Source organism: Streptomyces turgidiscabies Car8 (genome assembly GCF_000331005.1).
Classification (GTDB): domain Bacteria; phylum Actinomycetota; class Actinomycetes; order Streptomycetales; family Streptomycetaceae; genus Streptomyces; species Streptomyces turgidiscabies.
Genome location: NZ_AEJB01000070.1, coordinates 38336 through 64297, shown reverse-complemented (window position 1 = coordinate 64297; position 25962 = coordinate 38336). Strand labels below are relative to the sequence as shown.

General features: G+C 67.1%; 21 protein-coding genes and 1 pseudogene. 13 read left to right on the top strand and 9 right to left on the bottom strand.

All coding sequences use genetic code 11. The features are described 5' to 3' along the window. Positions 1-81: 81 nt before the first annotated feature. On the bottom strand, positions 82-360 hold the full coding sequence (locus STRTUCAR8_RS04395; RefSeq protein ID WP_006374222.1) for a hypothetical protein: 279 nt from the start codon (positions 358-360) through the stop codon (positions 82-84). A 329-nt stretch (positions 361-689) separates the two neighbouring features. Then, complete coding sequence (locus STRTUCAR8_RS04390; protein WP_006374221.1) at positions 690-1247, bottom strand: ATP-binding protein; 558 nt, start codon at positions 1245-1247, stop codon at positions 690-692. A 207-nt stretch (positions 1248-1454) separates the two neighbouring features. Between STRTUCAR8_RS04390 and STRTUCAR8_RS04385 the strand changes: the two genes are divergently transcribed. Then, positions 1455-2828, top strand: coding sequence for an NsdA family TPR-like regulatory protein (locus STRTUCAR8_RS04385; protein WP_006374181.1), 1374 nt, complete (start codon positions 1455-1457; stop codon positions 2826-2828). A 3-nt stretch (positions 2829-2831) separates the two neighbouring features. Here STRTUCAR8_RS04385 and STRTUCAR8_RS04380 read toward each other — a convergent pair whose 3' ends face one another. Beyond that, positions 2832-3746 carry a phosphotransferase enzyme family protein gene (locus STRTUCAR8_RS04380; RefSeq protein ID WP_006374172.1) on the bottom strand — a complete coding sequence of 305 codons (915 nt, stop codon included), beginning with the start codon at positions 3744-3746 and terminating at the stop codon, positions 2832-2834. Positions 3747-4410: 664 nt separating this feature from the next. Between STRTUCAR8_RS04380 and STRTUCAR8_RS49235 the strand changes: the two genes are divergently transcribed. From STRTUCAR8_RS49235 to STRTUCAR8_RS04375, 3 genes are all read left to right on the top strand, one after another. After that, the gene (locus STRTUCAR8_RS49235) at positions 4411-6075 is read left to right on the top strand and encodes a pentapeptide repeat-containing protein (protein ID WP_234372741.1); all 1665 of its coding nucleotides are present in this window, start codon (positions 4411-4413) and stop codon (positions 6073-6075) included. Positions 6076-6184: 109 nt separating this feature from the next. Next, complete coding sequence (locus STRTUCAR8_RS52315) at positions 6185-7186, top strand: DUF6414 family protein (protein ID WP_143666496.1); 1002 nt, start codon at positions 6185-6187, stop codon at positions 7184-7186. A 307-nt stretch (positions 7187-7493) separates the two neighbouring features. Next, a complete protein-coding gene (locus STRTUCAR8_RS04375; protein WP_006374198.1) occupies positions 7494-8711 on the top strand; it encodes an ISAs1 family transposase in 1218 nt (405 codons plus the stop codon). Between the two features lie 64 nt (positions 8712-8775). Here STRTUCAR8_RS04375 and STRTUCAR8_RS04370 read toward each other — a convergent pair whose 3' ends face one another. The 4 genes and pseudogenes from STRTUCAR8_RS04370 to STRTUCAR8_RS04355 form a co-directional block, all read right to left on the bottom strand. Continuing rightward, positions 8776-9207 (bottom strand): hypothetical protein, encoded by a 432-nt coding sequence (locus tag STRTUCAR8_RS04370; protein ID WP_006374187.1) that lies wholly within the window; start codon positions 9205-9207, stop codon positions 8776-8778. A gap of 87 nt (positions 9208-9294) precedes the next feature. Continuing rightward, positions 9295-9912, bottom strand: a pseudogene (locus tag STRTUCAR8_RS04365) (ABC transporter permease); the annotation flags it as partial. Beyond that, positions 9872-10789, bottom strand: a complete 918-nt coding sequence (locus STRTUCAR8_RS04360; RefSeq protein WP_006374184.1) for an ABC transporter ATP-binding protein — start codon at positions 10787-10789, stop codon at positions 9872-9874. The pseudogene STRTUCAR8_RS04365 and the gene STRTUCAR8_RS04360, both read right to left, overlap by 41 nt. Then, positions 10786-11250: a MarR family winged helix-turn-helix transcriptional regulator gene (locus STRTUCAR8_RS04355; RefSeq protein WP_006374211.1), complete on the bottom strand. Its 465-nt coding sequence runs from the start codon at positions 11248-11250 to the stop codon at positions 10786-10788. Before STRTUCAR8_RS04355 ends, STRTUCAR8_RS04360 begins: the two co-directional genes overlap by 4 nt. A 313-nt stretch (positions 11251-11563) precedes the next feature. Here STRTUCAR8_RS04355 and STRTUCAR8_RS04350 point away from each other — a divergent pair, with 313 nt between their 5' ends. Then, the gene (locus STRTUCAR8_RS04350; RefSeq protein ID WP_006374197.1) at positions 11564-12427 is read left to right on the top strand and encodes a SigB/SigF/SigG family RNA polymerase sigma factor; all 864 of its coding nucleotides are present in this window, start codon (positions 11564-11566) and stop codon (positions 12425-12427) included. A 297-nt stretch (positions 12428-12724) separates the two neighbouring features. Then, positions 12725-13537, top strand: a complete 813-nt coding sequence (locus tag STRTUCAR8_RS04345) for a VOC family protein (RefSeq protein WP_006374226.1) — start codon at positions 12725-12727, stop codon at positions 13535-13537. A gap of 9 nt (positions 13538-13546) precedes the next feature. Here STRTUCAR8_RS04345 and STRTUCAR8_RS04340 read toward each other — a convergent pair whose 3' ends face one another. Beyond that, positions 13547-14062, bottom strand: a complete 516-nt coding sequence (locus STRTUCAR8_RS04340; protein WP_006374204.1) for a hypothetical protein — start codon at positions 14060-14062, stop codon at positions 13547-13549. A gap of 81 nt (positions 14063-14143) precedes the next feature. Beyond that, positions 14144-14650, bottom strand: a complete 507-nt coding sequence (locus tag STRTUCAR8_RS04335; protein WP_006374199.1) for a hypothetical protein — start codon at positions 14648-14650, stop codon at positions 14144-14146. A gap of 247 nt (positions 14651-14897) precedes the next feature. Between STRTUCAR8_RS04335 and STRTUCAR8_RS04330 the strand changes: the two genes are divergently transcribed. From STRTUCAR8_RS04330 to STRTUCAR8_RS04300, 7 genes are all read left to right on the top strand, one after another. Further along, positions 14898-15194, top strand: a complete 297-nt coding sequence (locus STRTUCAR8_RS04330) for a DUF5133 domain-containing protein (protein ID WP_006374175.1) — start codon at positions 14898-14900, stop codon at positions 15192-15194. 53 nt (positions 15195-15247) lie between these two features. Beyond that, entirely contained in the window at positions 15248-17236 is a 1989-nt protein-coding gene (locus STRTUCAR8_RS04325; protein ID WP_006374188.1) for an alpha-1,4-glucan--maltose-1-phosphate maltosyltransferase, read from the top strand. Positions 17237-17240: 4 nt separating this feature from the next. Beyond that, positions 17241-18977, top strand: a complete 1737-nt coding sequence (gene treS / locus STRTUCAR8_RS04320; RefSeq protein WP_006374189.1) for a maltose alpha-D-glucosyltransferase — start codon at positions 17241-17243, stop codon at positions 18975-18977. A gap of 28 nt (positions 18978-19005) precedes the next feature. Next, the gene (locus tag STRTUCAR8_RS04315) at positions 19006-20385 is read left to right on the top strand and encodes a maltokinase N-terminal cap-like domain-containing protein (RefSeq protein WP_006374225.1); all 1380 of its coding nucleotides are present in this window, start codon (positions 19006-19008) and stop codon (positions 20383-20385) included. Positions 20386-20390: 5 nt separating this feature from the next. Further along, positions 20391-22610: a 1,4-alpha-glucan branching enzyme gene (gene glgB / locus STRTUCAR8_RS04310; protein ID WP_006374195.1), complete on the top strand. Its 2220-nt coding sequence runs from the start codon at positions 20391-20393 to the stop codon at positions 22608-22610. 172 nt (positions 22611-22782) lie between these two features. After that, on the top strand, positions 22783-24693 hold the full coding sequence (locus STRTUCAR8_RS04305; protein WP_006374178.1) for an AMP-dependent synthetase/ligase: 1911 nt from the start codon (positions 22783-22785) through the stop codon (positions 24691-24693). A 100-nt stretch (positions 24694-24793) separates the two neighbouring features. Beyond that, complete coding sequence (locus STRTUCAR8_RS04300) at positions 24794-25687, top strand: Gfo/Idh/MocA family protein (protein ID WP_006374213.1); 894 nt, start codon at positions 24794-24796, stop codon at positions 25685-25687. The last annotated feature ends 275 nt before the right edge of the window (positions 25688-25962 follow it).

The window sequence follows — 25962 nt, the reverse complement described above, 5'->3', positions numbered from 1 at the left end:
CTCGCCCCATGGCAGCTCCCGCCCAAAGTCTCTGCGGCCGGCGACGTGCCCACCCGCACCACCCACCAGCGAAGGGGCGTTTCATGCCACCGACTCCAGGAGCGCGGCGAGCCTGTTGACGGCGTCTGGCCAGCCCGCCAGCCGAACGACTCCGCACCCGCTCTCGTCCACCGAGGCGACCGCGCGCACGGCCGACAGTTCGAACCCGGTGCCGAGCAGCGCGCGGTTCAGCCGGTCGGCAGCATCACGCGCCTCACGCCAGCCCGCGATGTAGTCGACACCGGGCACCCACAGCCCGGCATCTGTGCCCGCGACATCGTCCAAGCCGTCATGGATCCAGTCTTCACCCGAGTCATTCACGCCTGTTCACCTCAGCCCTGTTGCAGGTAATGGATCGTCAACTGCCTTGATTTCAGGGCCAGAAGCGACGCAACGCGACGGGCCCCGGTACCATCAGGCACCGGGGACCGTCGCGTCCCCTCCCGGACCACCCCGATAGCTGCCAGGCGAGGGGGTGGTCCGGTCTCGGTATGAGGTTGTGAAGCGCGGCTCCCCGATGTGGGAGGGGAGCTCCCGGAATTCCGAGGAGCCGCGCCCCTTGGCCGGAGTGGTCAGACTCCGGCCGTTGACCGGATCGCCGTCCACTCCCGATCGCGAGGGAGCAGAACGGGGCGGCGATCCGGGGTCGGTCAGGCCGAGTTCTCAGCCCAAAGGCGGTCAAGGTCCAGACGGCACCACACCGTCTTGCCGGCCCTGATCCCCGGCGACCACCACACCGCGTCCGCCAGCCGCTGAACGATCAGCAGCCCACGTCCCCGGTCCGGCAGCAACGCTTCGGAGAAACTGCCCGCAAGATCGGGTGAGAAGAACTCACCCGCCGGGAGGTCGGGCGGAGTCGAGTCCTCATCCGACACCCCGATGACCAGCACTTCCGGATACGTCATGAGCGATACGTCGATACGCCGCCCGGATCCAGGCAGGGCAAGCCGGTTGTCCGGCACCGCGTGATGGACGACGTTGCCGACCAGTTCCGACACGACGAGCCGTGCGTCGTCTACCGCGTGCTCCAGGTGCCAGGTCTTGAGGTACGAGCCGACCATGTCCCGCGCAGCCTTGACGCAGTCCGGGGATTCAGCAAAGAGTGTCAGCGCCCGGAAGTGTCCGTTTGTCGGATCATGAATCGAACGACGCGGAGCACCCACTGCCGCTGATGTATTCGCTGCGTGTCTGCTCTGCTGTGCTTCCACCGCGTCCCCTCCCGAGCACTGACAGGCCCTGTAGCCCGTCGATCTGTGCCGACCAGTGAACGACGCGGGAAGGGCAGGCGGGAGCGTTCACCAGGGGGTTCACGTGAACACCGGCCAGCGCAAAGGGGGTTCACGAATGAACCCCCCAAGACGGGACTGCTGTGACACGATGGACACTCGCTGTCATTCTCGGGTTGGCAGGGGAGCATGAGCCGAGAGCCGAACGCACAGTTGATCGCCGTCATGGGCGAGGCGCAGGTTTCGAACAAGGGTCTCGCGAAGCGGATGCAGGACGCCGCCGCCCAGCGAGGAGTGAGTCTCGGGACGACGCACGTCGCCGTGCAGCGATGGCGGGACGGCGCGGGCATCCAGCCACAGACAGCCGCGATCATGGCGGACGTACTCTCCACCAAACTGAGCCGCCGCGTCACACCAGGCGATCTCGGTTTCTTCGATCACTCACGTCCGAGCACCCCACAGCCAGTCGGCTACTCCAGCACCGTCCCCGACGTGCTGTCCATGCTGGCAGGACTGGCCGACCAGCGCGCCGAAGCCCTCGCATCCGACCAACTGACGATTGCGGAAGCCGACCTCAACTCCGCTGTCCTGTCATGGATGATCGCGCGCCCCGACGGCATCCAGGCCGACAAGCCCGCTGGCCAACGCATCGGCATGCGGGACGTACGCGCGATCAGAGACGCCGCCAGCATGTTCATGCAGCTCGACTTCAAGTACGGCGGAGGCCACGGCCACAAAGCACTGCGCCACTACTTCCGCCACGAAGTCCTGCCCCTGCTGGACGCCAGCTACAGCGAAAGAGTGGGCACGGCGTTATTCGGCGCCGCCGCCGAAGTCTCACAGCTACTCGCGTGGACCGCGTACGACAACGGAAGCCACCGGCTTGCCCACCGCTACCTGACCTCCACGCTCCGCCTCTCACAGGTCATCGACGACCGCATGTTCGGCGCCCGCATCCTCGGCAACCTCAGCCACCAGGCCAACTACCTCGGCAACCACGCCCAGGCGATCCAGTTGTCCCGTGCGGCAGTCGAGGGCGCCAAGGGCCGGGCCACGCCACGAGCGATGGCGCTGAACTCGGCGATGGAGGCCCGCGCACTGTCCAACGCAGGCGACCCGATCGGCGCCGGACGCGCGATGAACGAAGCGGAACGCTACTTCGAACGCGCGGACACCGCCGAAGACCCCACTTGGCTCGGCTACTTCGACTCCGCGGAACTCATGGGCGAAATCTGCCACTGCTTCCGCGACCTCAGAATGCGCCGGGAGTCCGTGACAGCAGCGCAACGCGCGGTCGACGACACCGACCCGAAGTACGCCCGCACCCTGGGTTTCTGCCGCATGGTGCTCGCCCAAAGCCACCTCCTGAACGGTGACCTGGAAGCCGCCGTCACGACCGCCAGCCTGGCAGTGGACGGCGGCGACAGCCTCCAGTCCAACCGCTTCCAGCGCTACGTGACCGACTTCCAGGCCGAGGTGAGCACGCACGCGACGAACCCGGTTGTGGCCGCCTTCAACAACCAGGTCCGCGACGCACTTGCCCGCCTGGAGGGCGACGAATAGCCCTTAGCAGGGCCGCCAGTCCCGAGGCGCACCGTCATTGCGCAGACCAGCGATGCGCCGGCCATACTCGGCAGCCGTCCCCTCATCCTCCCGCACGTTCTGCATCAGCCACGTCGTCATCCCGAACTCTTGCAGCCCCCGCAGCGTCCCGTACCCGTGCCAGTCGTACAGATCCCGCCCGTACGCGGCCACGAAGTCGGCGTACTGCTCATCGGTCTGCCACCCAAGACTGTGATGCTCCACCGCCGTGACCATCAGATCCCACTCAGGATGATCGAAACAGAAGGCCTCGAAGTCGATCAGGATCACCTGCCCCTGATCGTCCACCATGAGGTTCTGCACGTGCGCATCACCATGCACAGGCCCCTTGGGAGTCTCGAACCGCAACTCGGCGTACCTGTCACGCAGTTCGAACCAACGCTTACGCAGGAAGGCCTTGTCATCCTCAGAGACCACGGCCCGGTCCAGCCGCAGTTCCTGCTTGTCGAAGGGATCAAAGGAGGGCAGTTCAAGACCATCCGGCACCGTCAGGGAGTGCAGATCCCGCAGGACACCCCCCAACTCCCCGTAGGTCGCCTTCCGATCACCCTCCACGATCAGATGCCAAAACGTCACCGGATGACCGTCCACCAAGAGCGGCTGCTCAAGATCCTCAACGATCCGAGCCGCAGGAAACCCCTCTGCCGCCAGCCACCGCGAGACAGCCACTTCCGTACGCGCCGTCGGCAACCACTCCTCCCCCCGAGCCACACGCACGATCACCGGAACCGAAGCCAGCCGGAACAACGCGTTCTCCCCGAGCCGGATCAACTCCGCCCCACCGCCATCGAGCCCCGCAGCCCGGCACGCGGCACCTAACACCCGCGCAGCCCCCGCCGACGTGAACCCCTCTTCCGACCGAGCAGCATCAACCGCCATGCCCGTACCAGCTCCCCTAGTCGCGCGCGATCAAACCAGCGCACGCCCACAGGTGACCAACCCGACGCACGCCAGACACGACTACGACCGTACCCAGGACATCGCCCACGGCATGCCCCGGCCCCGTGAGTCCCAAGAACCAGGTCAGCTTCGAGAGACAAGCCTCGGCCTGTCTGACAACTACGCAGTTTTGTGGCACCGACAGGTGTACGGTCGCGTCGAAGCGGGACGGTAACGGAGCCTGGTACCTATCTATACCAAGGCTACGACGAGGCCACAGTAGCTGCCGTGCATGCGTCGCACTACGGAAATCCCGTCGCTCGACTACTAGCACATCACGGTTTCCACGCAGGAATCTCTTTCGTTGACGAGGCAATGAGTCGCGAGATCTAGAACGTATGCCTAGCCAGGTATCGATAGCGAACATGTGGATCTATCGTTCGATGGACTGAGTTTCTAACTCGAATGTCCTGATCTCGGGAACTGTTGGCGCCAACGGCGCGTCCATGTCTGTATGACGACACCGCCCCCCGGGGCTCCCAGCTGGCCGCACTGCGGACAAGGCGCAAACGCCGGGTCGGACCCTGTGGGGTGCCGTGGCCGGCAAATCAACGGTTACTCGGTTTGCCTTGCTCACATTTCAGATGTCGACCGAAGTGCTTACTTGAGCACGTTGAGACCCGGTTCCGATGCAGACTACCGAGGCACCCATCTCACCGGATTCGTCTTCAACGCCCTACTTAGGGCCCTCCGCACGTCAAACACCTCTCCAGCAATCTTCGGATTTGCCCTTTTCGATGAAGCGACCTTCGAAGATCTCGCCTATCTTGACAGCATCCTGTTCAACCAAGTTGCCACCTTTAACGGAGCAACATTTACCAACCACGCTGTCTTCAGGGATGTCACATTCTCAAGCGATGTCGGATTCAGCCACACCATTTTCAGTATCGGCGTTACGTTCACCTCAACGCGATTCGAGAAGGCCGCAATCTTCAATGAGGCAAAATTTCTAGGCAACACTTCTTTCCTTAGTACCCATTTCAATGGGAACACCCGGTTTGATGACGCAACATTCACCAACCATGCCGGGTTCAGCTCCGCAACCTTCTCCGGGAAAACACAATTCGCTGGAACCACTTTCACTCAAGGGGTAAATTTCGCGGGAACAAATTTCAACACAGAGTCTCTTATCGGCCCGATTTCCTGCACGGAAACCCTTGACCTATCCGGGGCAATTTTTAATGCACCGGTTACGATTGAAGCTGCGGCACGTCGCGTGGAGTGCATTCGAACTCAATGGAATTCGACCGCAAACTTGCGCCTACGCCACTCCGATGTAGACCTGACTGGAGCTGTACTAACATTTCCCGTATCCGTTGCAACTCATCCATCTCAATTTCGAACATCTAGCGGGGTGATAGTAGATGAAAGTTTTGCCGGTACTCATGAATCGCGAGTTCGGGTCGTATCCGTTCAATCAGTGGACGCAGCGCACCTGGTGTTGGCCGACACGGATTTGAGTGATTGTCTATTCTCTGGCGCCTTCCATCTAGATCAGATCCGCCTAGACGGTAGAAGCGTCTTCGCGACCCCGCCTATAGGAATTCACTTCACTCTCCGGCGTTGGCCTATCATTACACCAGTTCTCACGCGCAGAAACACGGTCGCCGAAGAACACCACTGGCGCGCTATGGCAGCGAATCAGCCAGCCGTTCAATCCGGTACACAGCCATCTTTGCATAACTGGCGAAGCGGCCCGCATCATCCCGACCCCGACCAGACTCCCGACCCGGAAGACGTCGCAGCCCTCTATCGACAACTACGCAAAGCTAGCGAAGACGCTAAGGATGAGCCAGGAGCCGCAGATTTCTACTACGGCGAGATGGAGATGCGTCGACACAGTCGAACATGGAAGGAAGCAGAGCGCTGGCTACTTCAAGCGTATTGGCTATTGTCAGGGTACGGCCTACGCGCTTCGCGTGCCCTCGGCTGGCTCTCAATAGCGATGGTGACAACCATCTTTCTGATGATGACTTTCGGGCTACCTAAAGAATCCCCCAAGCAGGAAGTTACGGGCATCCTTCCAGCCAACGGCGGCCTAGCAAAGTTCAATATCAGCAAAGATGATCCCGTAAATGCGACTGAAGATAGGCTAACTGGCAAACGATTCGAGAAATCCCTTAACGTTACTCTCAACTCAGTCGTCTTTCGCTCCAGCGGGGACGATCTAACTACCGCTGGCGGATATATCGAAATGGCCTCTAGATTCTCTGAGCCGATCCTCCTAGGTCTTGCCGCACTCGCAATTAGAGGCAGAGTGAAGCGGTGAGGTAAAACAAGGAACTTTCAGCCCTATATACCCCGCCTCCGCATTTGCATCGTAGTCGCACCGCGATTGGTACACGGCCCGCCCATCCTAAACCCACAGGAGACTCACCATGATCTTGCGTGAATTTCTATACGTAGACACGGATAAAGTTCGAGCGATGCTGGCACAGCTGGACGGAGGAATCGCAGAGGAAGAACGCAAGACGAACCGGGAAGGGAATCGGTGGACCGTCGGACAGCACCTCCAGAATATTGATAGTGAGACGCACACTCAGAAGTCTCTAGGAGATGCGCTATTTCCCACGCTAGAGGCGGCACTTGATGCAGAGGGATTGATCCAAGATATTTCCGACGAAGTGGCCGACATTGACGAATGGATGTCTGGACGCCTTAAACAAAGCGTACCCCCAGGGTCCCTGGTTCGGATCAAGGCATACGGCTCCTTGTTCGATGCCCGTTACGTCGCAGAGACCTTCGCAGCTTTCGGGGCAGTCAATATTGGCCTCAGGGCCATCGATAAGAACAGTGCTCTCCAGACTTCACCTCAAACAGGATCCAAGGGAAGGCAAGGAAAGCAACTAAACAGGCCAACTGTCGCAAATAAAAGTGACCCTCAGATGCGGCAGCTAGAAGATGTCATTCCTGATTTTCAAATCATCGGCACCACCGAAGAAGCCGCCAACGGATATTACATGCGGGCCATTGCGCAGGTAGCCAGAGGCGTGTTCGCCCCAGGTCTACACATTAATCTCTCCCCCGTGGAATCAGGCGAAGTTCTAATCAGCGCCCGATTGCAGGAAGGACGCCAGTACCTAGATTCAGAGACAGACATTCTATTTGCGCGCTACGGCACAGAGCAACAAGAATGGACACTAGTGGGGAGCTTGGGAAGCTACGGTCCCACAAGAACAGACGTACCCGAAGCTAATTTCCTCCGAAAAGATGGCAGTGTCCTACGGGGAGAATTCGCCAACTACATCAACGCACACATGCGCCATCTCGGCGGTCTCGGATTTATTGATCTACCCCAGTATCCCGGTTTCTCAGTAATCCCCTTCGCAGTATATCGATCGATCCCCCGATATTCTGGAGAAGAAGCCGCTCGCGGGTAGCGGGTATTGGGTACTTGGATCGTCCGCAGCCATCTGCTTGTCAGTGCCAACAACTTATTCTTTCCGTTGCTGGCTTCTTGCCAAGCGTTACTCTTCGGTCAGAAGTCAGAATGGTGTGGTCGACATGGCAGCTCTACGGGCTGCTGGCCGCAGATCCACTCCACTGCGGACTGGATCCCCAACGTAACCCCCAGGCGCAGGCGTGATGCGTGCTCGGATCTTGGACGGGAGGCCGGGTGAACGCGGAAGGGCGCGACCCGTCATGATCATGTGATTCCACTCGCAAGATCGTGAAGGTCGCGCCCGCATGCCATCCTGCCCGACCCTGCCCACCTCGCGCCAACTCGCCGCTGAACTCGGCCCGGCAGCCAGCCAGTTGTCCGCGCCGGAACGCCTGCCGTCGCTGCTGGAGGCCGTCCGCACGGTGCCCGACCCCAGGACTCCGCATCTGGTCACACACGCCTGGCCGATGCTGCTCGGCCTGGTCGCCTGCGCCATGCTGTGCGGGGTGTGCTCGGTGCGCGGCGTGATCCGCTGGGCGCGTGGCCAGGGCGCCGGCGTCCTGGCGGCCCTCGAAGTCCCCGGCGCAGACCCGGACCGGCTTCCGGTGGCCACCACTCTCACCCGCGCGCTCGCCCGTCTGGACGCGCTGGATGCGGCCGTCGGCACGTTCATCCAGGCGCACACAGCCGACCCGCCGGCCGGCATCGCCGGCGAGATGCCCGTGCTCTCGCTCGCAGCGGACGGCAAGACGGTCCGTGGCGCCCGCGACAGCGACGGGCATCAACTGCACCTGCTGGGCGTCTACCTCACCGATCCGGGCGTGATGCTCGCCCAGCGCGAAATGCGGCACAAGCCGCATGAGACTCTCCACTTCGCCCCGGCCCTGGACCTGGTCACCGACATCTCCGGCATGATCGTGACCGCGGACGCCCTGCACACCGTCGCCGCCCACGCCCGCTACCTGCACCGACGGGGCGCCTTCGGCCTCTTCCCGGTCAAGGAGAACCGGCCCGCCCTCTTCGCTCAACTCGACGCCCTCGACCGGGACGAGTACACCAACACGGCCATCACGGTGCACCGCACCGAGGAGAGGAACAGCGGCCGTCACGAGATCCGCATCGTGCGCGTCCAGCCCCTCGCCGACGGCCAGGTCGCCTTCCCGCACGCCACCCAGGCCCTGCTGACCGAGCGGTACACCACCGGCCGCGGCGACGGAAAGCAGCACGCCGTGGCCGAACTCGGCATCACCACCGCACCCGTTGCCACAGCCGACGCCGCCACCCTGGCCCGCTGCACCCGTGATCAGTGGTCCATCGAGGCCCAGCACTTCGTGCGAGACGTGACCTTCGGCGAGGATGCCTGCCGGGCCCGCACCGGCAGCCTGCCCCGGGCCCTCGCGACCTTCCGCAGCCTGGCGATCAGCCTCGCCCACCTCGCCGGCTGGACCAACAACGCCGCCGCCCACGACCACTACCGCAACCACCCCGCCGACGCCCTACGCGAACTCGGTCTCACCGGATGAGCACGCATCACACCTGCCCCCAGGCGTCGGCAGAGGCGTTAGCCTCCATCTTTCTTGATGGAGGCTAGAGCTCGTAGTCCTGGGCCAGCTCCTCCCAGCGAATGCTGCCAAGCGACCAATCAGCATCCTCACCCGACGGGACATCCGGGGCGGCCTGGAACCAGGCCACAACGAGAGCGGAGCGGTACAGCACAGGGTCGACCTCAGGAGTGACCGCTGTCGAGCCGAAGACGCCGATGCACGCCACGGAAGGCAGCACCTCAACAGGGCCGAAGGGGCCGGCGGTCTGGTCCGGGTACTCACGGGAGGGCGGAACGAGATGGAACGGCGTGGAGGGAAACGCGCGTTCGGCCTGCCACTGGAGACCGCTGACCTTCATGTCGTTGATGCGCTTGCACGGGTAACCCTCCAGCATCCCCCCATAGGTCGACGACATCCGCAGCTCGATGAGCTCGATCGACCGACCAGACGGGAGGACTATGCGACTCAGCGACATGCCAACACCCTAGGCGCATGATCCACTTCCAACACACGCCCTAGTCGCTACCTCTCCGGATTTTATAGCTTGCGAGCAGCCATTGACTTGGCCGATGCCCATCAGCCGGTCGCGGGTGAGGACGATCCCGGCGATCGTCATCGACAGGCAGGAGAAGAACGCGGACCCGAGGACGACGGCCGCGGCGACTCCGAGCAGCCTGAGCGGGTTCCAGGTCAGGGCCACGCCGAGCAGGGCGGCGATGACGATCACGACGACGGCCTGGATCAGCGCCTTCACCCCGGCCGCGAAGGCCTTGCCGGTGACGAGGGCCGCGCGCGGGGTCGGGGTGACGAGGAGTTTGGTGAGGATCCCGGCGTCCCGCTCCCAGATGATCATGATGCCGTAGAAGATGGCGATGAACATCGCGGACTGGGCGATGATCCCGGGCGCCAGATAGTCGAGGTACGGGATGCCGCCGGTGGGTATCGCCCGGATCCGGGTGAAGGTCTCGCCGAAGATGAGCAGCCAGAGGGCGGGCTGGACGGCCCTGGTGTACAGCTCGGTGCGGTCGTGGCGGAGTTTCTGCAGTTCGACCGCGCACATCGCGCCGGCCCGGGCGGGCAGCAGCCGCCAGCCCGTTCTGGGCCGGGGCGGCACGAGCAGGAGGTTCCGGGCGGTGGGGTCAGCCGACGCGGGAAGCGGTGCGGCGGGTGCTGCGGACATCGCGGAAGTCTCCTGACCTGTCTTCGAGGCCGCTGCCGGCGACATCCCGGAAGACGTCCTCCAGCGTGGGCGGCGAGGCGGTGCTGGAAGCGCCCTCGGTCCTGCGCCGTTCGCCGAGCCCCGCCCGGAGTTCGTCGGGGGTGCCGAGGGCGCGGATACGGCCGTGGTGCATCAGGGCGACGCGGTCGCAGTACTGGTCGGCCTCGTCCATGTAGTGCGTGGTGACCAGGACGGTCATACCGGTGGTGGCGCGCACGGCGCCGATGTGCTCCCACACGTCCGTTCTAGCGATGGGGTCGAGTCCGATGGTGGGTTCGTCGAGGATGAGCAGCCGGGGCGCGCTGACCAGCGCCTGGGCGAGTTCGAGCCGGCGCACCATGCCACCGGAGTACGTCTTCGCGAGACGGTCGGCGGCGTCGGTGAGGCCTACCGCCGCCAGGGCCTGGCCGACCCGCTCGGCCCGCTCGCGGCGCGGGACGTCGAAGACCCGGGCGAACAGGACGACGTTCTCGCGCCCGGTGAGCCCGGAGTCGGCGGACAGCTGCTGCGGTACGTAGCCGAGCAGCCGGCGCACCGCCATCCGGTCCCCGGCGGCGTCGTGGCCGAAGACGCGGACCATGCCGGCGGGCACCGGCAGGAGTGTGGTGACGCAGCGGATAGCGGTCGTCTTGCCCGCGCCGTTGGGCCCGAGGAGGCCGAACACCTCCCCCTCCCGGACGGTGAGATGGAGTCCGTCGACGGCCCTGGTCCCGCCGAAGGCGTACACGAGACCGGTACAGCTGACGGCCGCACGGCTCTCCGCGACCCTCTCGGTCGCCCCAGCGGCCTTCTCACCGGTCGCCTCAGCGGCCGCCCCGGTGATCCGTTCTGACGTCATGCCTCCTCCGTCTCCTCGTGCAGGTTGCGGGCGAGTGTCCGCAGAGCCGGGAGCGCGGCCCGCAGGGCGTCCCGGTCGGCGTCGTCGAGACGGGACACCTGCCGCCGTACGAGAGCGGCGCGCCGTTCCCGCCACTCCCTGAGGCGGGCCTCGGCCGCAGGGGTGGGCAGCAGCCGGGCGGCCCGCCGGTCGGCCGGATCCGTGCCGCGGATCAGGTATCCGGCCGCCACCAGCTGGTTCACCAGCGTCGACACGGAGTTGCCCGCCAGGTACAGCTCCCTGGCGGCGTCGGAGATACCGATACCGGGGCGGCCGATGACCAGCCGCAGCAGCTCGACCTCGGCACCCCGCAGCCGGGGCACGCTCGTCCCGCCGCGCAGCCGGCGCCGGATCAGCCGCTGTACTCCGAGGAGCGCGTCGGCCAGTTCGTCCGAGAAGGTCTCTGGGTCTGCCGGGTCCATTCGGTCCACACAGCGAGATTAGCTCTGTGTCAGAGGTAATGAACCACGGGAAACAAATGGAGCGGTCAAGAACATGTATGCGGCACGTTCCATTTCGTGAATTCGTTTCGCGGTCGACCGGAAACAGTGAGTCATATTTTATGCCGATTTGTTTCCATACCGCCTGGAACGGGAATCGGTCACCTAGTGCTTCGGACTGGAGGCACGCCCGTGGGAGCCGGTTCGCCGGGCTCCGGCCGACCTCCGTCCGGTCCGTGAGCGCACCCTCCCTCGGTGTCTGTCCATCCAGCGCCAACCGAGGAAGGTGCGCGCGATGCGTATCGCCACCAGAACGAGGCAACATCCGCACGACGACGCCCCCGACACCGCCGCCGACTTCGAGCGGCTCGCCCGACTCCCCGAAGGGCCGGAACGTCAGACGCTCCGCGACGACCTCGTACGGGCCTGGCTCCCCATGTCGGAGCGGATCGCCGTCCGGTTCCGGGGGCGCGGTGAGGCCCTGGAGGATCTCTACCAGGTCGCCGCCGTCGGACTCGTCAAGGCCGTCGACCACTACGACCCGGAGCGCGGCACCGCCTTCGAGGCCTACGCCGTACCGACGGTCACCGGCGAGATCAAGCGCCACTTCCGCGACCATCTGTGGGCGCTGCATGTGCCGCGCCGGGTCCAGGACCTTCGCAACCGGGTGCGCACCGCCTCCAGGGAACTCTCCGCCACCACCCCGGGGCGGCCCCCGACCGACGCCGAGATCGCCGCGTACGCACAGCTGAGCGAGAGCGAGGTGCGTACCGGCATGGAGGCCCTGGAGTGCTTCTCCGTGCTGTCGCTGGAGGCGGAGATGCCGCGCACCGACGGATACGCGCTCACGGACACCGTCGGCAGAACCGACCCCGGCTTCGACAGAATCGTCGACCGCACAGCCGTCAGTCCCTGTCTGCGGGCTCTGCCCGAGCGCGAGCGGACCATCCTCTACCTGCGGTTCTTCGGCGGGATGACCCAGAGCCGGATCGCGTCGCAACTGGGCATCTCGCAGATGCACGTCTCCCGGCTGCTGAGCACCTGCTGCGCGCGCATCCGCGAGGAGCTCGACGAGGAGTCCGCCGCCGAGCCGTCCGTCGAACACGCCGCCGGGAGGAGCCGGGCGCGGGACGAGGACATGCTCGCAGATGCCTGCTGAGGGCCTGCCGAACCCGAACACACCACAGTCGCCCGGGCAATTGCTTCAATGCCGGGCGACTGGGGGACGGGCTCACTGCCGAACCCTCCCGGGAACGGTTCACCAGCGAACCCACCCCTCCCGGTTGCACCGGAGGGACGGAGTTGAAACACACTCCCGTCGCGTGACTTCGCCCGCCGCCGCCCCCCAGGTGCCGACAGGCCCGATCGGGGTACTCGACAGGCACCGGGACGGGGTCGGTCGGAGACTGGTGTCCGACCGGTGCCCGCCGGTCGACGAAGTCAGGACACGAGTGCCATGAACCACCCGACACATCCCCGCGGCGCGACGGACGTCTTCTCGACCCGTTCCGTGTTCGGCGCCCCCTGCTGGGTGAGTCTGACCAGCCGCGACCTGCGGGCCACCGAGGCGTTCTACACCGCCGTCCTGGGCTGGAGGTGGCGTCCGGCCCGGCTGGGCGACCGCTTCCGGGTCGCCCTGGTGGACGGCACACCCGTCGCGGGGATCGCCGCGGTGGCCTCCGTATGGCAGATGGTGGTCGCCTGGACGCCGTACTTCGCCGTGCCGAGCGCGGACGAGGCGGTGGCCCGGGTCCGTGAGCGCGGGGGCACGGCGGCGGTCGGGCCGCTCTCCCTCCCGCCCGGCCGGGCGGCCCTGCTGGCCGACCGCGACGGCGCGATCTTCGGCGTCTGGGAGGGAGAGCTGCTGGCCGGCTGGGAGGCCTGGCGGCGGTCCGCACCGACGTTCGTACGGCTGCACACGCGAGACGCGTTCGACGCCGCCATCTTCTACGGCGAGATCCTGGAGTGGGCTTCGGACCAGCCAGGTTGCTGCCAGGTCCTGTACGAGGGCGACGAGGTCGTGCTGCGCAGTCGGGGCGACGTCGTGGCCCGCATCGTGTCGGGCGCACTGGAAGCCGCGCCCGACCCCACGATCCGCCCTCACTGGCAGGTCCACTTCGCGGTCGAGGACGTGACGGCCTGTGTCAAGGCCGCACAGGACAACGGCGGCAGCATCCTGCGGCACGACCCCGATTCCGTGCCCTACGAGGCGGTGCTGCGCGATCCGGACGGGGCGCAGTTCACGGTGACTTCACGCATCCCGCGCTGAGCCCGCCTGTCACCGGACCGAGGAGTACAGATTCTGGTTGTCGCCTTCCGGAAGCCGGGTGTGGACCCGACCGATCCAGAGCACCAGGCCGTGACAGCGCTCCCAGCGGGCGACCTGCCGGCCCCGGGCCAGCCATACCGCCGCGAAGAGCAGCGGCCAGAGCGCCAGCGCTCGCCCCCACAGCAGTCCGCCGCCCAGCGCGGACGCCACCAGACCGAGGAAGAGCCAGACGTTGACGCTGTCGCGGTACTGCCTGCCCGGTGCAGGCAGGACCACACCGGTCTTCTCCAGCGGAACCGCCTTTTCGAAGTCCCGTCCCTCGCCGAACCACTTCAGCCGGGAGACGGTGAGCACTCCGAACCCCGCGGCGCACGCCAGGGCGAGCAGACCGAGGGCTATCGCCGGGGCGACACCTCGCGGCGCCTCCGGAGCACCCTCCGACCCGAACACCACCCCCGCGCTCACCGCTGCCGCGCAGACCGCGAGAATCCCGCACATCACTTCGTAGTGGACATACCTGATCACGGCGTTCCCCCTGTGGCCCGCCCCGCCCCCGTAGCAGGGTGCCAACTTCACTATGCCCAGGGAGAGTCGGCGGTACCGCTGCTACGCGGTCACGAGAACGTCCGGTGCCCGATGCTGCTCCCCACCGGCGAAGGCCGGCGCGCCTCCCGGGGTCCGGCATCCCTCGCGGAGGGTCGGCGCGGGCGGGGCCGGGATCAGCGGCACGCCTTCGCAGGAGCGGGCCCGGCGTGAGAACCAGATGACCTTGGCGCCCGTGTCGGTGTCGCAGCAGCCCCAGCCGTCGCTCGCCGCGGCGATCCAGGCCAGGCAGTTGCCGAGTTCCCGGTCGAGCCGCAGGTCACGGTCGTTCTCGGCGATGGCGGTGATGAGGTGCTGGCCGTTCCACCACATCTCGATCACCGCACGCTTGTCGGTCGCGTGTCCGTCGATGGCGCTCAACAGAGCTTCGGTGCCGTCGCAGACAGGCCCGACCAGGTGTTCCAGGTCCCAGAGCCGGAGATGGGCGGCCAGGATGCGGCCCACCTGTCCGATCCGTTCCGGACAGACCTCCACGTCGAGGTGGTAGTAGCAGGACTCTGCGGTCTTCATCGTCGTTGGCTCCTCACGGCGGCGGACCCACGTTCCTCACGCTCTGCGGGGCAGGGCCCCGAGCGCGAAGCGTGAGCACTGTTCGCTTCTGAGTCACCTCCCAGAGTGGGAGCGCTAGTCCATTCGTGCAACACGAGCGGAACTCCCGGTGGTTGAAAATCCAACAGGACGCTGGGTCGTCGCGCGTGCACCATGAGTGAAGGTCTCGCCGTAGAAGCAGTGAGTCACGAGGAAGGGGACCAGCACCATGCTGTTGCCCGCCAAAGCCGAGGTCGCCCGACAGCTGAACAGGTACCGGGAGTGGGAGCGCGTCATGCTCGCGGCCCCGTCCGACCGTTCGGCGCGGGACAGTTTCGAGGACTCGGGCTACACCCTGTGCGTGCTGATGGGGAAGCGCTGTGCGCGGGAGGCCGTGCACGCCGCCGAGCGCTATCTCCGTACCAGCCTGGTCGCCTATCTCCGGGAGCAGGCCGGATGGGCCCACGCGGACCGCTTCACCGGGCATACGCCCCCGGCCGTGCAGCGCTCCACGGCGGGCGGATAGCACCGCCCACGGCCCCCCGTCGACCCCGACCCCACACCCCAGAGGTGAGACCCATGAGCCCGACCCCGGCCATCGGCCGCATCCCGGTGCGGGATGTGCGCCCGGCCGTCGAAAGCGGCAGACGCCCGGCGAAGGCCGTCGCGGGAGAGACCTTCCAGGTCACCGCGACGGTTTTCCGCGAGGGCCATGACGCGGTCGGCGCGAACGTGGTGCTGTGCGACGCGGAGGGCCGGCCGGGCCCCTGGACGCCGATGCGTGAACTGGCCCCGGGCACCGACCGCTGGGGCGCGGACGTCACCCCGGACACGGCGGGCCACTGGACCTACCGGGTCGAGGCGTGGGGCGACCCGATCAGCACCTGGCGGCACCACGCGGGCATCAAGATCCCGGCCGGTATCGATGTGGGGCTGGTGCTGGAGGAGGGCGCGCTGCTGTACGAGCGTGCCGCCGCCGGTGTGCCGGAGCGGTCGGCCCGGTCTGTCGTACTGGCCGCCGCACGGGCTCTGGGCGACGACTCGCTCCCTGTGACGGATCGTCTCGCACCGGCCCTGACTCCGGCGGTGGACAAGGTGCTGCGCCGGTACCCGCTGCGTGAACCGCTCACGTCGAGTGAGCCGTTGGCGCTGGTGGTGGAGCGGGAGCGGGCCCTGTACGGGGCGTGGTACGAGTTCTTCCCCCGTTCGGAGGGCACCCCGGAGCAGCCGCACGGCACGTTCCGGACGGCGGCGCGGCGGTTGCCGGCGATCGCCGCGATGGGCTTCGACGTCCTCTATCTGCCCCCGATCCATCCGATCGGGCACACCTTCCGCAAGGGCCCCAACAACACCCTGTCCGCGTCGGCGCAGGACGTGGGGGTGCCGTGGGCGATCGGTTCCGAAGCGGGCGGCCACGACGCCGTCCACCCGGATCTGGGAACGCTGGAGGACTTCGACTTCTTCGTCGCCGAGGCCGCCCGGCACGGGCTCGAGGTGGCGCTGGACTTCGCGCTGCAGTGCTCACCGGACCACCCCTGGGTGCAGAAGTACCCGCAGTGGTTCCATCACCGCCCCGACGGGACGATCGCCTACGCGGAGAACCCGCCGAAGAAGTACCAGGACATCTACCCCATCGCCTTCGACGCCGACCTGCCCGGGCTGGTCGCGGAGACGGTGCGGGTGCTGCGGCACTGGATGGACCACGGGGTGCGGATCTTCCGCGTCGACAACCCGCACACCAAACCGGTCGTCTTCTGGGAACAGGTGATCGCGGACATCAACCACACCGACCCCGACGTCATCTTCCTGGCGGAGGCCTTCACCCGGCCGGCGATGATGCACACCCTGGCCCAGGTCGGCTTCCAGCAGTCGTACACCTACTTCACCTGGCGTACCAGCAAGAGCGAACTCACCGAGTACCTGACCGAGTTGTCCGGTGACACGGCCGCGTACATGCGCCCGAATCTCTTCGTCAACACGCCCGACATCCTGCACGCGTACCTTCAGCAGGGCGGACGCCCCGCCTTCGAGGTACGCGCCGTGCTCGCCGCGACACTCTCCCCGACCTGGGGCGTCTACAGCGGCTACGAACTGTGCGAGAACACCCCGCTGCGCGAGAGCAGCGAAGAATACCTGGACTCCGAGAAATACCAACTCCGCTCCAGGGACTGGGAATCGGCCGAACGCAACGGGCATTCGATCGCCCCGCTCATCGCCGCCCTCAACCGGATCAGACGCGGCCACCCCGCCCTGCGCCGGCTCAGGAACCTGCACTTCCACCGGACCGACAACGACGCGGTGATCGCGTACAGCAAGCGCACCGGCGAGGACACCGTTCTGGTGGTCGTGAACCTCGATCCTCACCACACCCAGGAGGCGACGGTCTCGTTGGACATGCCGCAACTCGGCCTGGACAAGCGGGAAGACGAGGAATGTTCGCTCGCGGTGCGTGACGAACTGAGCGGTGAGACCTATCGCTGGGGACGCACCAACTACGTGCGTCTGGAGCCGGGCAGGACGCCCGCGCACGTATTCCACGTGCTGCGGTATTCGACTGGAGGCCAGTAACACCGTGACCGTCAACGACCCTGTTCCGGACACCTTCGAGGACACTCCCGCCAAGGACCGGGACCCCGAGTGGTTCAAACGCGCCGTCTTCTACGAGGTCCTCGTCCGCTCCTTCCAGGACAGCAACGGCGACGGCATCGGCGACCTCAAAGGCCTCACCGCCAAACTCGACTACCTCCAATGGCTCGGCATCGACTGCCTCTGGCTCCCCCCCTTCTTCAAATCACCGTTGAGGGACGGCGGCTACGACGTCTCCGACTACACCGCCGTCCTCCCCGAATTCGGCGACCTCGCCGACTTCGTCGAATTCGTCGACGCCGCCCACCAACGCGGCATGCGCGTCATCATCGACTTCGTCATGAACCACACCAGCGACCAACACCCCTGGTTCCAGGAATCAAGAAACAACCCCCAAGGCCCCTACGGCGACTACTACGTCTGGGCCGACAAAGACGAACAATACCCAGAAGCCCGCATCATCTTCGTCGACACCGAAGCCTCCAACTGGACCTTCGACCCCGTCCGCAAACAGTACTACTGGCACCGCTTCTTCTCCCACCAACCCGACCTCAACTACGAAAACCCCGCAGTCCAGGAAGAAATCCTCTCCGCCCTCAAATTCTGGCTCGACCTCGGCATCGACGGCTTCCGCCTCGACGCCGTCCCCTACCTCTACCAAGCCGAAGGCACCAACTGCGAAAACCTCCCCGCCACCCACCAATTCCTCAAACACGTCCGCAAAGAAATCGACGACCACTACCCCGACACCGTCCTCCTCGCAGAAGCCAACCAATGGCCCGAAGACGTCGTCGACTACTTCGGCGACTTCGCCAGCGGCGGCGACGAATGCCACATGGCATTCCACTTCCCCGTCATGCCCCGCATCTTCATGGCAGTCAGGCGCGAATCGCGCTACCCGGTCTCCGAAATCCTCGCCAAGACCCCCGCCATCCCCAACAACTGCCAATGGGGCATCTTCCTGCGCAACCACGACGAGCTCACCCTCGAAATGGTCACCGACGAAGAACGCGACTACATGTGGGCCGAATACGCCAAAGACCCCCGCATGCGCGCCAACATCGGCATCCGACGCCGTCTGGCCCCCCTCCTCGACAACGACCGCAACCAGATCGAACTCTTCACCGCCCTCCTGCTGTCCCTCCCCGGCTCGCCGATCCTCTACTACGGCGACGAGATCGGCATGGGCGACAACATCTGGCTCGGCGACCGCGACGCCGTCCGCACCCCCATGCAATGGACCCCCGACCGCAACGCCGGCTTCTCCTCCTGCGACCCCGGACGCCTCGTCCTGCCCACGATCATGGACCCCGTCTACGGCTACCAGGTCACCAACGTCGAAGCCTCCATGTCCTCCCCCTCCTCGCTCCTGCACTGGACCCGCCGCATGATCGAGATCCGCAAACAGAACCCCGCCTTCGGCCTCGGCTCCTACACCGAACTCCCCTCCTCCAACCCCGCCGTCATCGCCTTCCTACGCGAGACCACCTTGTCGGAGGACGGCGTGGACGACCTCGTCCTGTGCGTCCACAACTTCTCCCGCTTCGCCCAGCCCACCGAACTCGACCTGCAAACCTTCAACGGCACACACCCCGTCGAACTCATCGGCGGAGTCCGCTTCCCCGCCATCGGCGAACTCCCCTACCTCCTCACCCTCGCAGGCCACGGCTTCTACTGGTTCAGGCTCCCCCGAGCCGCCCCGCGTACCGCCCGACGGCCGTGACCGAGTGCCCCGCGAAAGGAGCGTCACCATGCCGAAGACCGCATCTCTTCGCCCGGGCCGGACCACGGCCCTCGCCGAGCCGCTGAGTTCGCTCGGTGGGCTGCTCCGCGAGTGGCTGCCGCAGCAGCGCTGGTTCGCGGGCAAGGACCGGCCCGTCACGGACCTGGATCTGTTGTCGATGACGGAGCTGTTCCCGGGCTGCCTGCACCTGCTCGTCCGCACCGGCCACACCGCTCTCCCCGTCCCCGGCGGCCCTCCCCCGCCCGGCGACTGCTACCAACTGCTCCTCCGAGTCCAGGACCGCCCCTCGCCGCGCCTCGGCCGGGCTCTCATCGGCCGCGCGCACGAGGGGCCCCTGGCCGGTCTGCTGGTCTACGACGCGCTGCAGGACCCCCGGGCGGCGGAACTGCTGCTGGAGCGCCTCCGTCACCCCGGAACGGCCGGCCCCCTGCGCTTCGAGGCCGACCCCGCCGTCAGCGTGCCCGCCGGACTCGCCCCGCGTCTCCTCGACGTCGAGCAGTCCAACTCCTCGCTCGTGTACGGCGACTCGTTCATCCTGAAGGTGCTCAGACGCGTCCAGCCGGGTGTCCATCCCGACCTGGAGGTGCCCGCCGCTCTCGCCAGGCAGGGCTGTGCCCGGGTACCCGCGCCGGCCGCCTGGTTCAGGACCGATCTGCCTCAGGACGCGACCCTCGGAGTGCTCCAGCCGTTTCTTCCGGGCGCCTCCGACGGCTGGACCCTCGCTCTGCGCGCTCTCGCCTCGGGGCACGACTTCACCGCCGAGGCCCACGAGTTGGGCCGCGCCACCGCCGATGTCCATCTGGCCCTCGCGACCGCCTTCCCCTGCGACACCCGCGACGGACGGCACAGCCGACGTACGGCGGCTGCGATGACCGACCGTCTCGATGCCGCCGTGCACTGCGTACCGGCGCTGCGGCCGTACGCCCGGGGGCTGCGCGCCGCGTTCGACACCCTGGCCGGGTTCGACGCCGGTCCGGCCGCGCAGCGCGTCCACGGCGATCTGCACCTCGGACAGGTGCTGCGTACGGGCGGTGCCGACGGCGACTGGTACGTGATCGACTTCGAGGGCGAGCCGTCCCGCCCGCTCGCGGAACGGCGCAGCGCCCAGTCACCGGTGCGGGACATCGCCGGCATGCTGCGCTCCTTCGACTACGCCGCCCGCACCCGGCTGCCGTGGCACCCCGAGTGGGCCCGGCGCTGCCGGGAGGCCTACTGCGCGGGGTACGCCGCCCGGGCCGGGTGGGACCCGCGCCGCGACCCCGGGCTGCTGCGCGCGTACGAGACGGACCGCGCCGTGTACGAGGTCGTCTACGAGGCCAGGCACCGCCCGGACTGGCTCCCCGTCCCGATGGCGGCGATCGAACGACTCGCCGTCCGAGGAGGCTGACCGCTGTGGCCCTGCACGATCCCTCACTCCCCGACACGCCCTCCCTGGGCAGGCCCGACGCGCTGTGGGACCCCGACGACAGGCGGCGTCTGCTCGCCGGCACCCATCACGACCCGCACTCCGTTCTGGGCGCGCATCCCCTGCCCGTCGGCGGGATCGTCTTCCGTGCGCTGCGCCCGTTCGCGCGCGGCGTGAGCGTGCTGGTCGACGGGCGGCCGAACCGGCTCGACGACGACGGTGACGGGTTCTTCAGTGCCGTACTCCCCTTCGACCCCACCTCCGAGACGCTTCCCGACCACACGCTGCTGGTGTCGTACGAGGGCGGCGCGTCGGAGGTCGGGGATCCGTACCGTTTCCTGCCCTCGCTCGGTGAGCTGGATCTGCATCTCATCCGGGAGGGGCGGCACGAGGAGCTGTGGAAGGCGCTGGGCGCCGAGCCGATGACCCACCAGGGTGTCACCGGCACCCGCTTCACCGTCTGGGCGCCGAACGCGCAGGGCGTGCGGGTCGCCGGGGACTTCACCTGCTGGGACGGCACCGCCCACCCCATGCGTTCCCTCGGCGCCGCCGGGGTGTGGGAGCTGTTCGTGCCCGGTGTGGGTGAGGGCGAGCGGTACAAGTTCGAGGTCGTGGGCCGGGGCGGCGGCCGGGTCATGAAGGCGGACCCGATGGCCCGGCGCACCGAGGTCCCGCCCGCGACGGCGTCCATTGTCACCGCCTCGCATTACGACTGGGGCGACGAGGAGTGGCTCGCACGCCGCTCGGGAAGTGCCGTGCACGAGGAGGCGTTCTCCGTGTACGAGGTCCATCTCCCGTCCTGGCGACCAGGACTGACCTATCGTCAGCTGGCCGACGAGCTCCCCGCGTATGTGGCCGACCTGGGCTTCACCCATGTGCAGCTCATGCCGGTCGCCGAGCACCCCTTCGGCCCGTCCTGGGGGTATCAGGTCACCTCCTACTACGCGCCGACAGCCCGGCTGGGTTCCCCCGACGACTTCCGGTATCTGGTCGACGCGCTGCACCGGGCCGGTGTCGGCGTCCTGTTGGACTGGGTTCCGGCGCACTTCCCCAAGGACGAGTGGGCGCTGGCCCGGTTCGACGGGGAGCCCCTCTACGAGCCGGGTGACTCGCGGCGTGCCGAGCATCCGGACTGGGGGACGTACGAGTTCGACCTCGGGCGGACCGAGGTACGCAACTTCCTGGTCGCCAACGCCGTGTACTGGTGCGAGGAGTTCCACCTCGACGGGCTGCGGGTGGACGCGGTCGCCTCGATGCTCTACCTCGACTACTCGCGCGATTCGGGGCAGTGGACGCCGAACGTGCACGGCGGGCGGGAGGATCTCGACGCGGTCGCCTTCCTCCAGGAGATGAACGCCACCCTGTACCGGAGGGTCCCGGGGGTCATGACGATCGCCGAGGAGTCGACCGCGTGGGACGGGGTGACCCGGCCCACCGACAGTGGCGGGCTCGGCTTCGGCCTGAAATGGAACATGGGCTGGATGCACGACTCGCTCGGCTACGTCCAGCACGAGCCGGTCCATCGCAGGTACCACCACCACGAGATGACGTTCTCCATGGTGTACGCGTACAGCGAGAACTACGTCCTGCCCATCTCGCACGACGAAGTCGTCCACGGCAAGCGGTCGTTGGTGTCGAAGATGCCGGGCGACTGGTGGCAGCAACGGGCGAACCACCGCGCGTACCTCGGTTTCATGTGGGCCCATCCCGGCAAGCAACTCCTGTTCATGGGGCAGGAGTTCGCCCAGGGTTCCGAGTGGTCCGAGGCCGTCGGGCCGGACTGGTGGCTACTGGACCCCACGTACGCCGCCGAGCCCGATCACCGGGGTGTCCGCGATCTCGTCCGCGATCTCAACACCGCCTACCGGCGCACCCCCGCGCTCTGGCAGCGCGACACCGACCCCGCCGGTTTCCGGTGGGTGGCCGGGGACGCCGCCGAGGACAACGTCTTCGCCTTCCTCCGTTACGACGCGGAAGGAGTGCCCCTGCTGGCCGTCAGCAACTTCTCGCCGGTGGTCCGCCGCGAGTACCGCCTCGACGTCCCCGGCCCGGTCACCGCCTGGCAGGAGGTCCTCAACACGGATGCCGCCCACTACGGAGGCGGTGACATCCTCAACCCCGGGACGGTGAAGCCCAGGTCGTCGGGCATCCGGCTGACCCTGCCGCCGCTCGCCACGGTGTGGCTGACGCCGGCCCGAATGAGGTGAAGTGCGGTGAGGTGACATGAGGTGCGGTCACGGAAGTCCTCTTCCGAAACCTTTGGGGGACAACGACTTCACAGTTCCCGACAACAAAGCCCGTGACCTGAGCTAGATTCGTTCACCGTCGATAACTCCACCCGTCGGCGCGGTCACAGTCAGTACGATCCAGGAGCAGCGCATGCGCGACTTCGCCCTCGCTCCCCCCACCGGCGCCCCACCGTTGACGGGCGGACTCGCCGACAGCGTCTTCGACACGGCGATCCGTGAACCCGACCTGGTGCAGCTCGGCCGTCGCGTCGATCCGGCCAAACAGGTCTGGACCCAGGTGACGGCCGCCGAACTGCGGGACGAGGTCGTCGACCTGGCCAAGGGGTTCATCGCCTCCGGGATCTCACCGGGCCACCGCGTGGCCATCATGGCCCGCACCCGTTACGAGTGGACGGTGCTCTGCTACGCGCTCTGGGCGGTGGGCGCCGAGGTCGTGCCGATCTACCCGACCTCCTCGCGCGACCAGGTCGCCTGGATCCTCGCGGACTCGCAGTGCAGCGCCGTCGTCGTGGAGGACGAACAGGGCCTCATGACCGTCGGCTCGGTGTGCACCTCGCTGCCCCTGCTGCGCAACGTCTGGCAGCTGGACGACGGAGCCCTCGCCCAACTCGTCGAGCTGGGCCGGTCGGTGGCGACGACGACGGTCGACTCACTGCGCCGGATCGTGCTGCCGGACTCGGCCGCGGTGATCGCCTACACGTCCGGCACGACCGGGCATCCGCGCGGCTGCGCCCTGAGTCACCGCAGTCTGGCCAGCCCCTGTGACACCCTGCTCGCGGGCTGGAGGCACACGGCGGCGCCGCCCGGCGAACAGCCGAAGGTTCTCGCCTTCCTGCCCTTCTCGCACGTGTACGGCCTGATGGTCCAGGGCCTGTGTCTGCGCGGCGGTCTCCTGATGGGTCACGAACCCGACCTGAGCGGCGAGGCGCTGTCCTCGGCGATGCTCTCCTTCCGGCCGACCTACCTCTACGCGGTGCCGTCGGTGTTCGAGAAGATCTACAAGAACTTCCTGCGCGCCGCCCAGAGATCGGGCCGGGGCAGCCTCTTCGAGCGTGCCGTCGCCACAGCCCGGGATTTCGCGACGGCTGCCGAACGGCAGCGGCTGGGCACGGGCTCCGGTCCCGGTTTCGACCTGCGGCTCCAACACGCCCTCTACGAGCGGACGGTGTACCGCAAACTCCGTGGCGCCCTCGGCGGGCGGGTGTGCGGCGCGGTGTCGGGCGGCTCGCCCCTCAACCGTGAACTCGCCCTGTTCTACTCGGGGATCGGCATCCTCGTCCACGACGGCTACGGCCTCACCGAGACCTGCGGGGGCGTCACCGCTCAGCCCGTGGGCCGGGAGAAGTTCGGGACGGTCGGACAGCCTCTGCCCGGCACGGAGATCCGGGTCGCGGAGGACGGCGAGATCCTGGTGTACGGCGCCTCCGTCTTCCAGGGGTACGTGAACGACGAAGCCGGGAACCGGGCGGCGCTGCGGGGCGGTTGGCTGGCCACCGGGGACATCGGGCGGCTGGACAAGGAGGGGTACCTGACGATCACCGGGCGCAAGAAGGACATCATCATCACCAGCAGCGGCAAGAGCGTCGCTCCGGCCGCCCTGGAACATCGGCTGCGCATGCATCCGCTCGTGCACCAGGCGGTGATCGTGGGCGACAACCGGCCGTGCGTGGGCGCCCTGATCACCCTGGACCCGGAGTTCCTGGCCCACTGGCGCGCCTCGCTGGCCCTGCAGGAGGACACGCCGCACCGTCAGGCGCGCGAGGAGAACGCCCTGCGGGAGGAGATCGCCCGGGCCGTCGCCGCCGCCAACAGCTCGGTGTCGCGGTCCGAGTCGATCCGGGTCTTCCGGGTCCTCGCGGAGCCCTTCGCCCTCAGCAACGGCCTGCTTACCCCCTCGATGAAGCTGCGCCGGGACGCGATCGTGCGGCACTACGCCTTCGAGATCGACGCGATGTACCAGGCCAGGACGCGCTCTCCCCGACCGGACGCGGCGGCGGACGAACTCGCGCACTGGGACGACTCGGACAACGTGTTCCGCTGATCGCCGGGCACGGACGCGGGGCAGTTCTTGGTTGACGGTACGACGGACGGGCCCGCAGAGTGATCTCCGAATCGGCTCCCGTACGGATTGGACCATCCCCGTGACCAGTACCGCCGCACCGTGGTCGCACGCGCCCGTCAAGGTCGGGCTCGTCGGCGCCGGCCCCTGGGCGCAGTGGGTGTACGCACGCACGCTGGCCGCCGGGCCCGAGACCGAACTCGCCGGCGTCTGGGCGCGCCGCCCGGAGGCGGCCCAGGAGACGGCGGCGCCGTACGGCGCCCCGGTCGCCGCCCGGTTCGAGGATCTGCTCGACTCCTGCGAGGCGCTGGCGTTCGCCGTGCCGCCCGCCGTCCAGGCCGAGCTCGCGCTGCGCGCAGCGAAGGCGGGCAAGGCGCTGCTGCTGGAGAAGCCGATCGCCGAGGATCTCGGGGCGGCCCGGCGGCTGGTGGACGCGATCGACGAGGCCGGGGTCGTCTCCCAGGTGACCCTGACGAACCGATTCCACCCCGAGACACGCCGGTTCCTGGCGGCGGCGGGTGAGGCGGACGTGTTCGGCGCTCGGGCGGCCTTTCTGAGCGGTGCCTTCCTCGGCGGCGCGTTCGCCAGCCCCTGGCGGCTGGAACAGGGCGCGCTGCTCGATCTGGGGCCGCACGTCCTCGACCTCCTCGACGCCTCCGTGGGGCCGATCACGCGGGTGCGCGGCACCGGGGATCCGCGCCGGTGGATCGAACTCACCTGTGAGCACGAGAACGGCGCGGTCAGCCAGGCCTCCCTGTCCGGCTCGGTGAACGTGGCAAAGGGCTCCGCCCGTGTCGAACTCTTCGGATCCGGCCCGGAGTTGGTGTTCGACAGCGCGGAACTCGACCACGAGGAGACCTGGCCGGTACTGCGCCACGAGTTCGCGACCTCCGTACGCACCGGTGTCTCCGGAGAGCTCGACGCCCGTCGCGGCCTGCATCTGCAGACGCTGATGGCCCAGGTGTCCGAGGCCTGAGCAGCCCCGAAAACGCGCGTGACGTGGATCACGCGCCGCTTCGGAGTGGATACGGAACAACCCGGAGGGGCCGGCCGTTCTTCTGTACGTGGCTGCGGAGGGGACAGTGTCCCCGGGCCTCACCTATAGCCCATGGGGAAGATCGTTCGGCTGAAGCCCCATGGAGCCTTTCGCCGCGAGGCGACCGCCCTCCGCGTGCCACCACCTACGGCCCTGGCTGGTCTCCCCCGTCCAGCCAGGGCCTTCTTCTGTCCAAAACCAGATTCCTGCCCGCC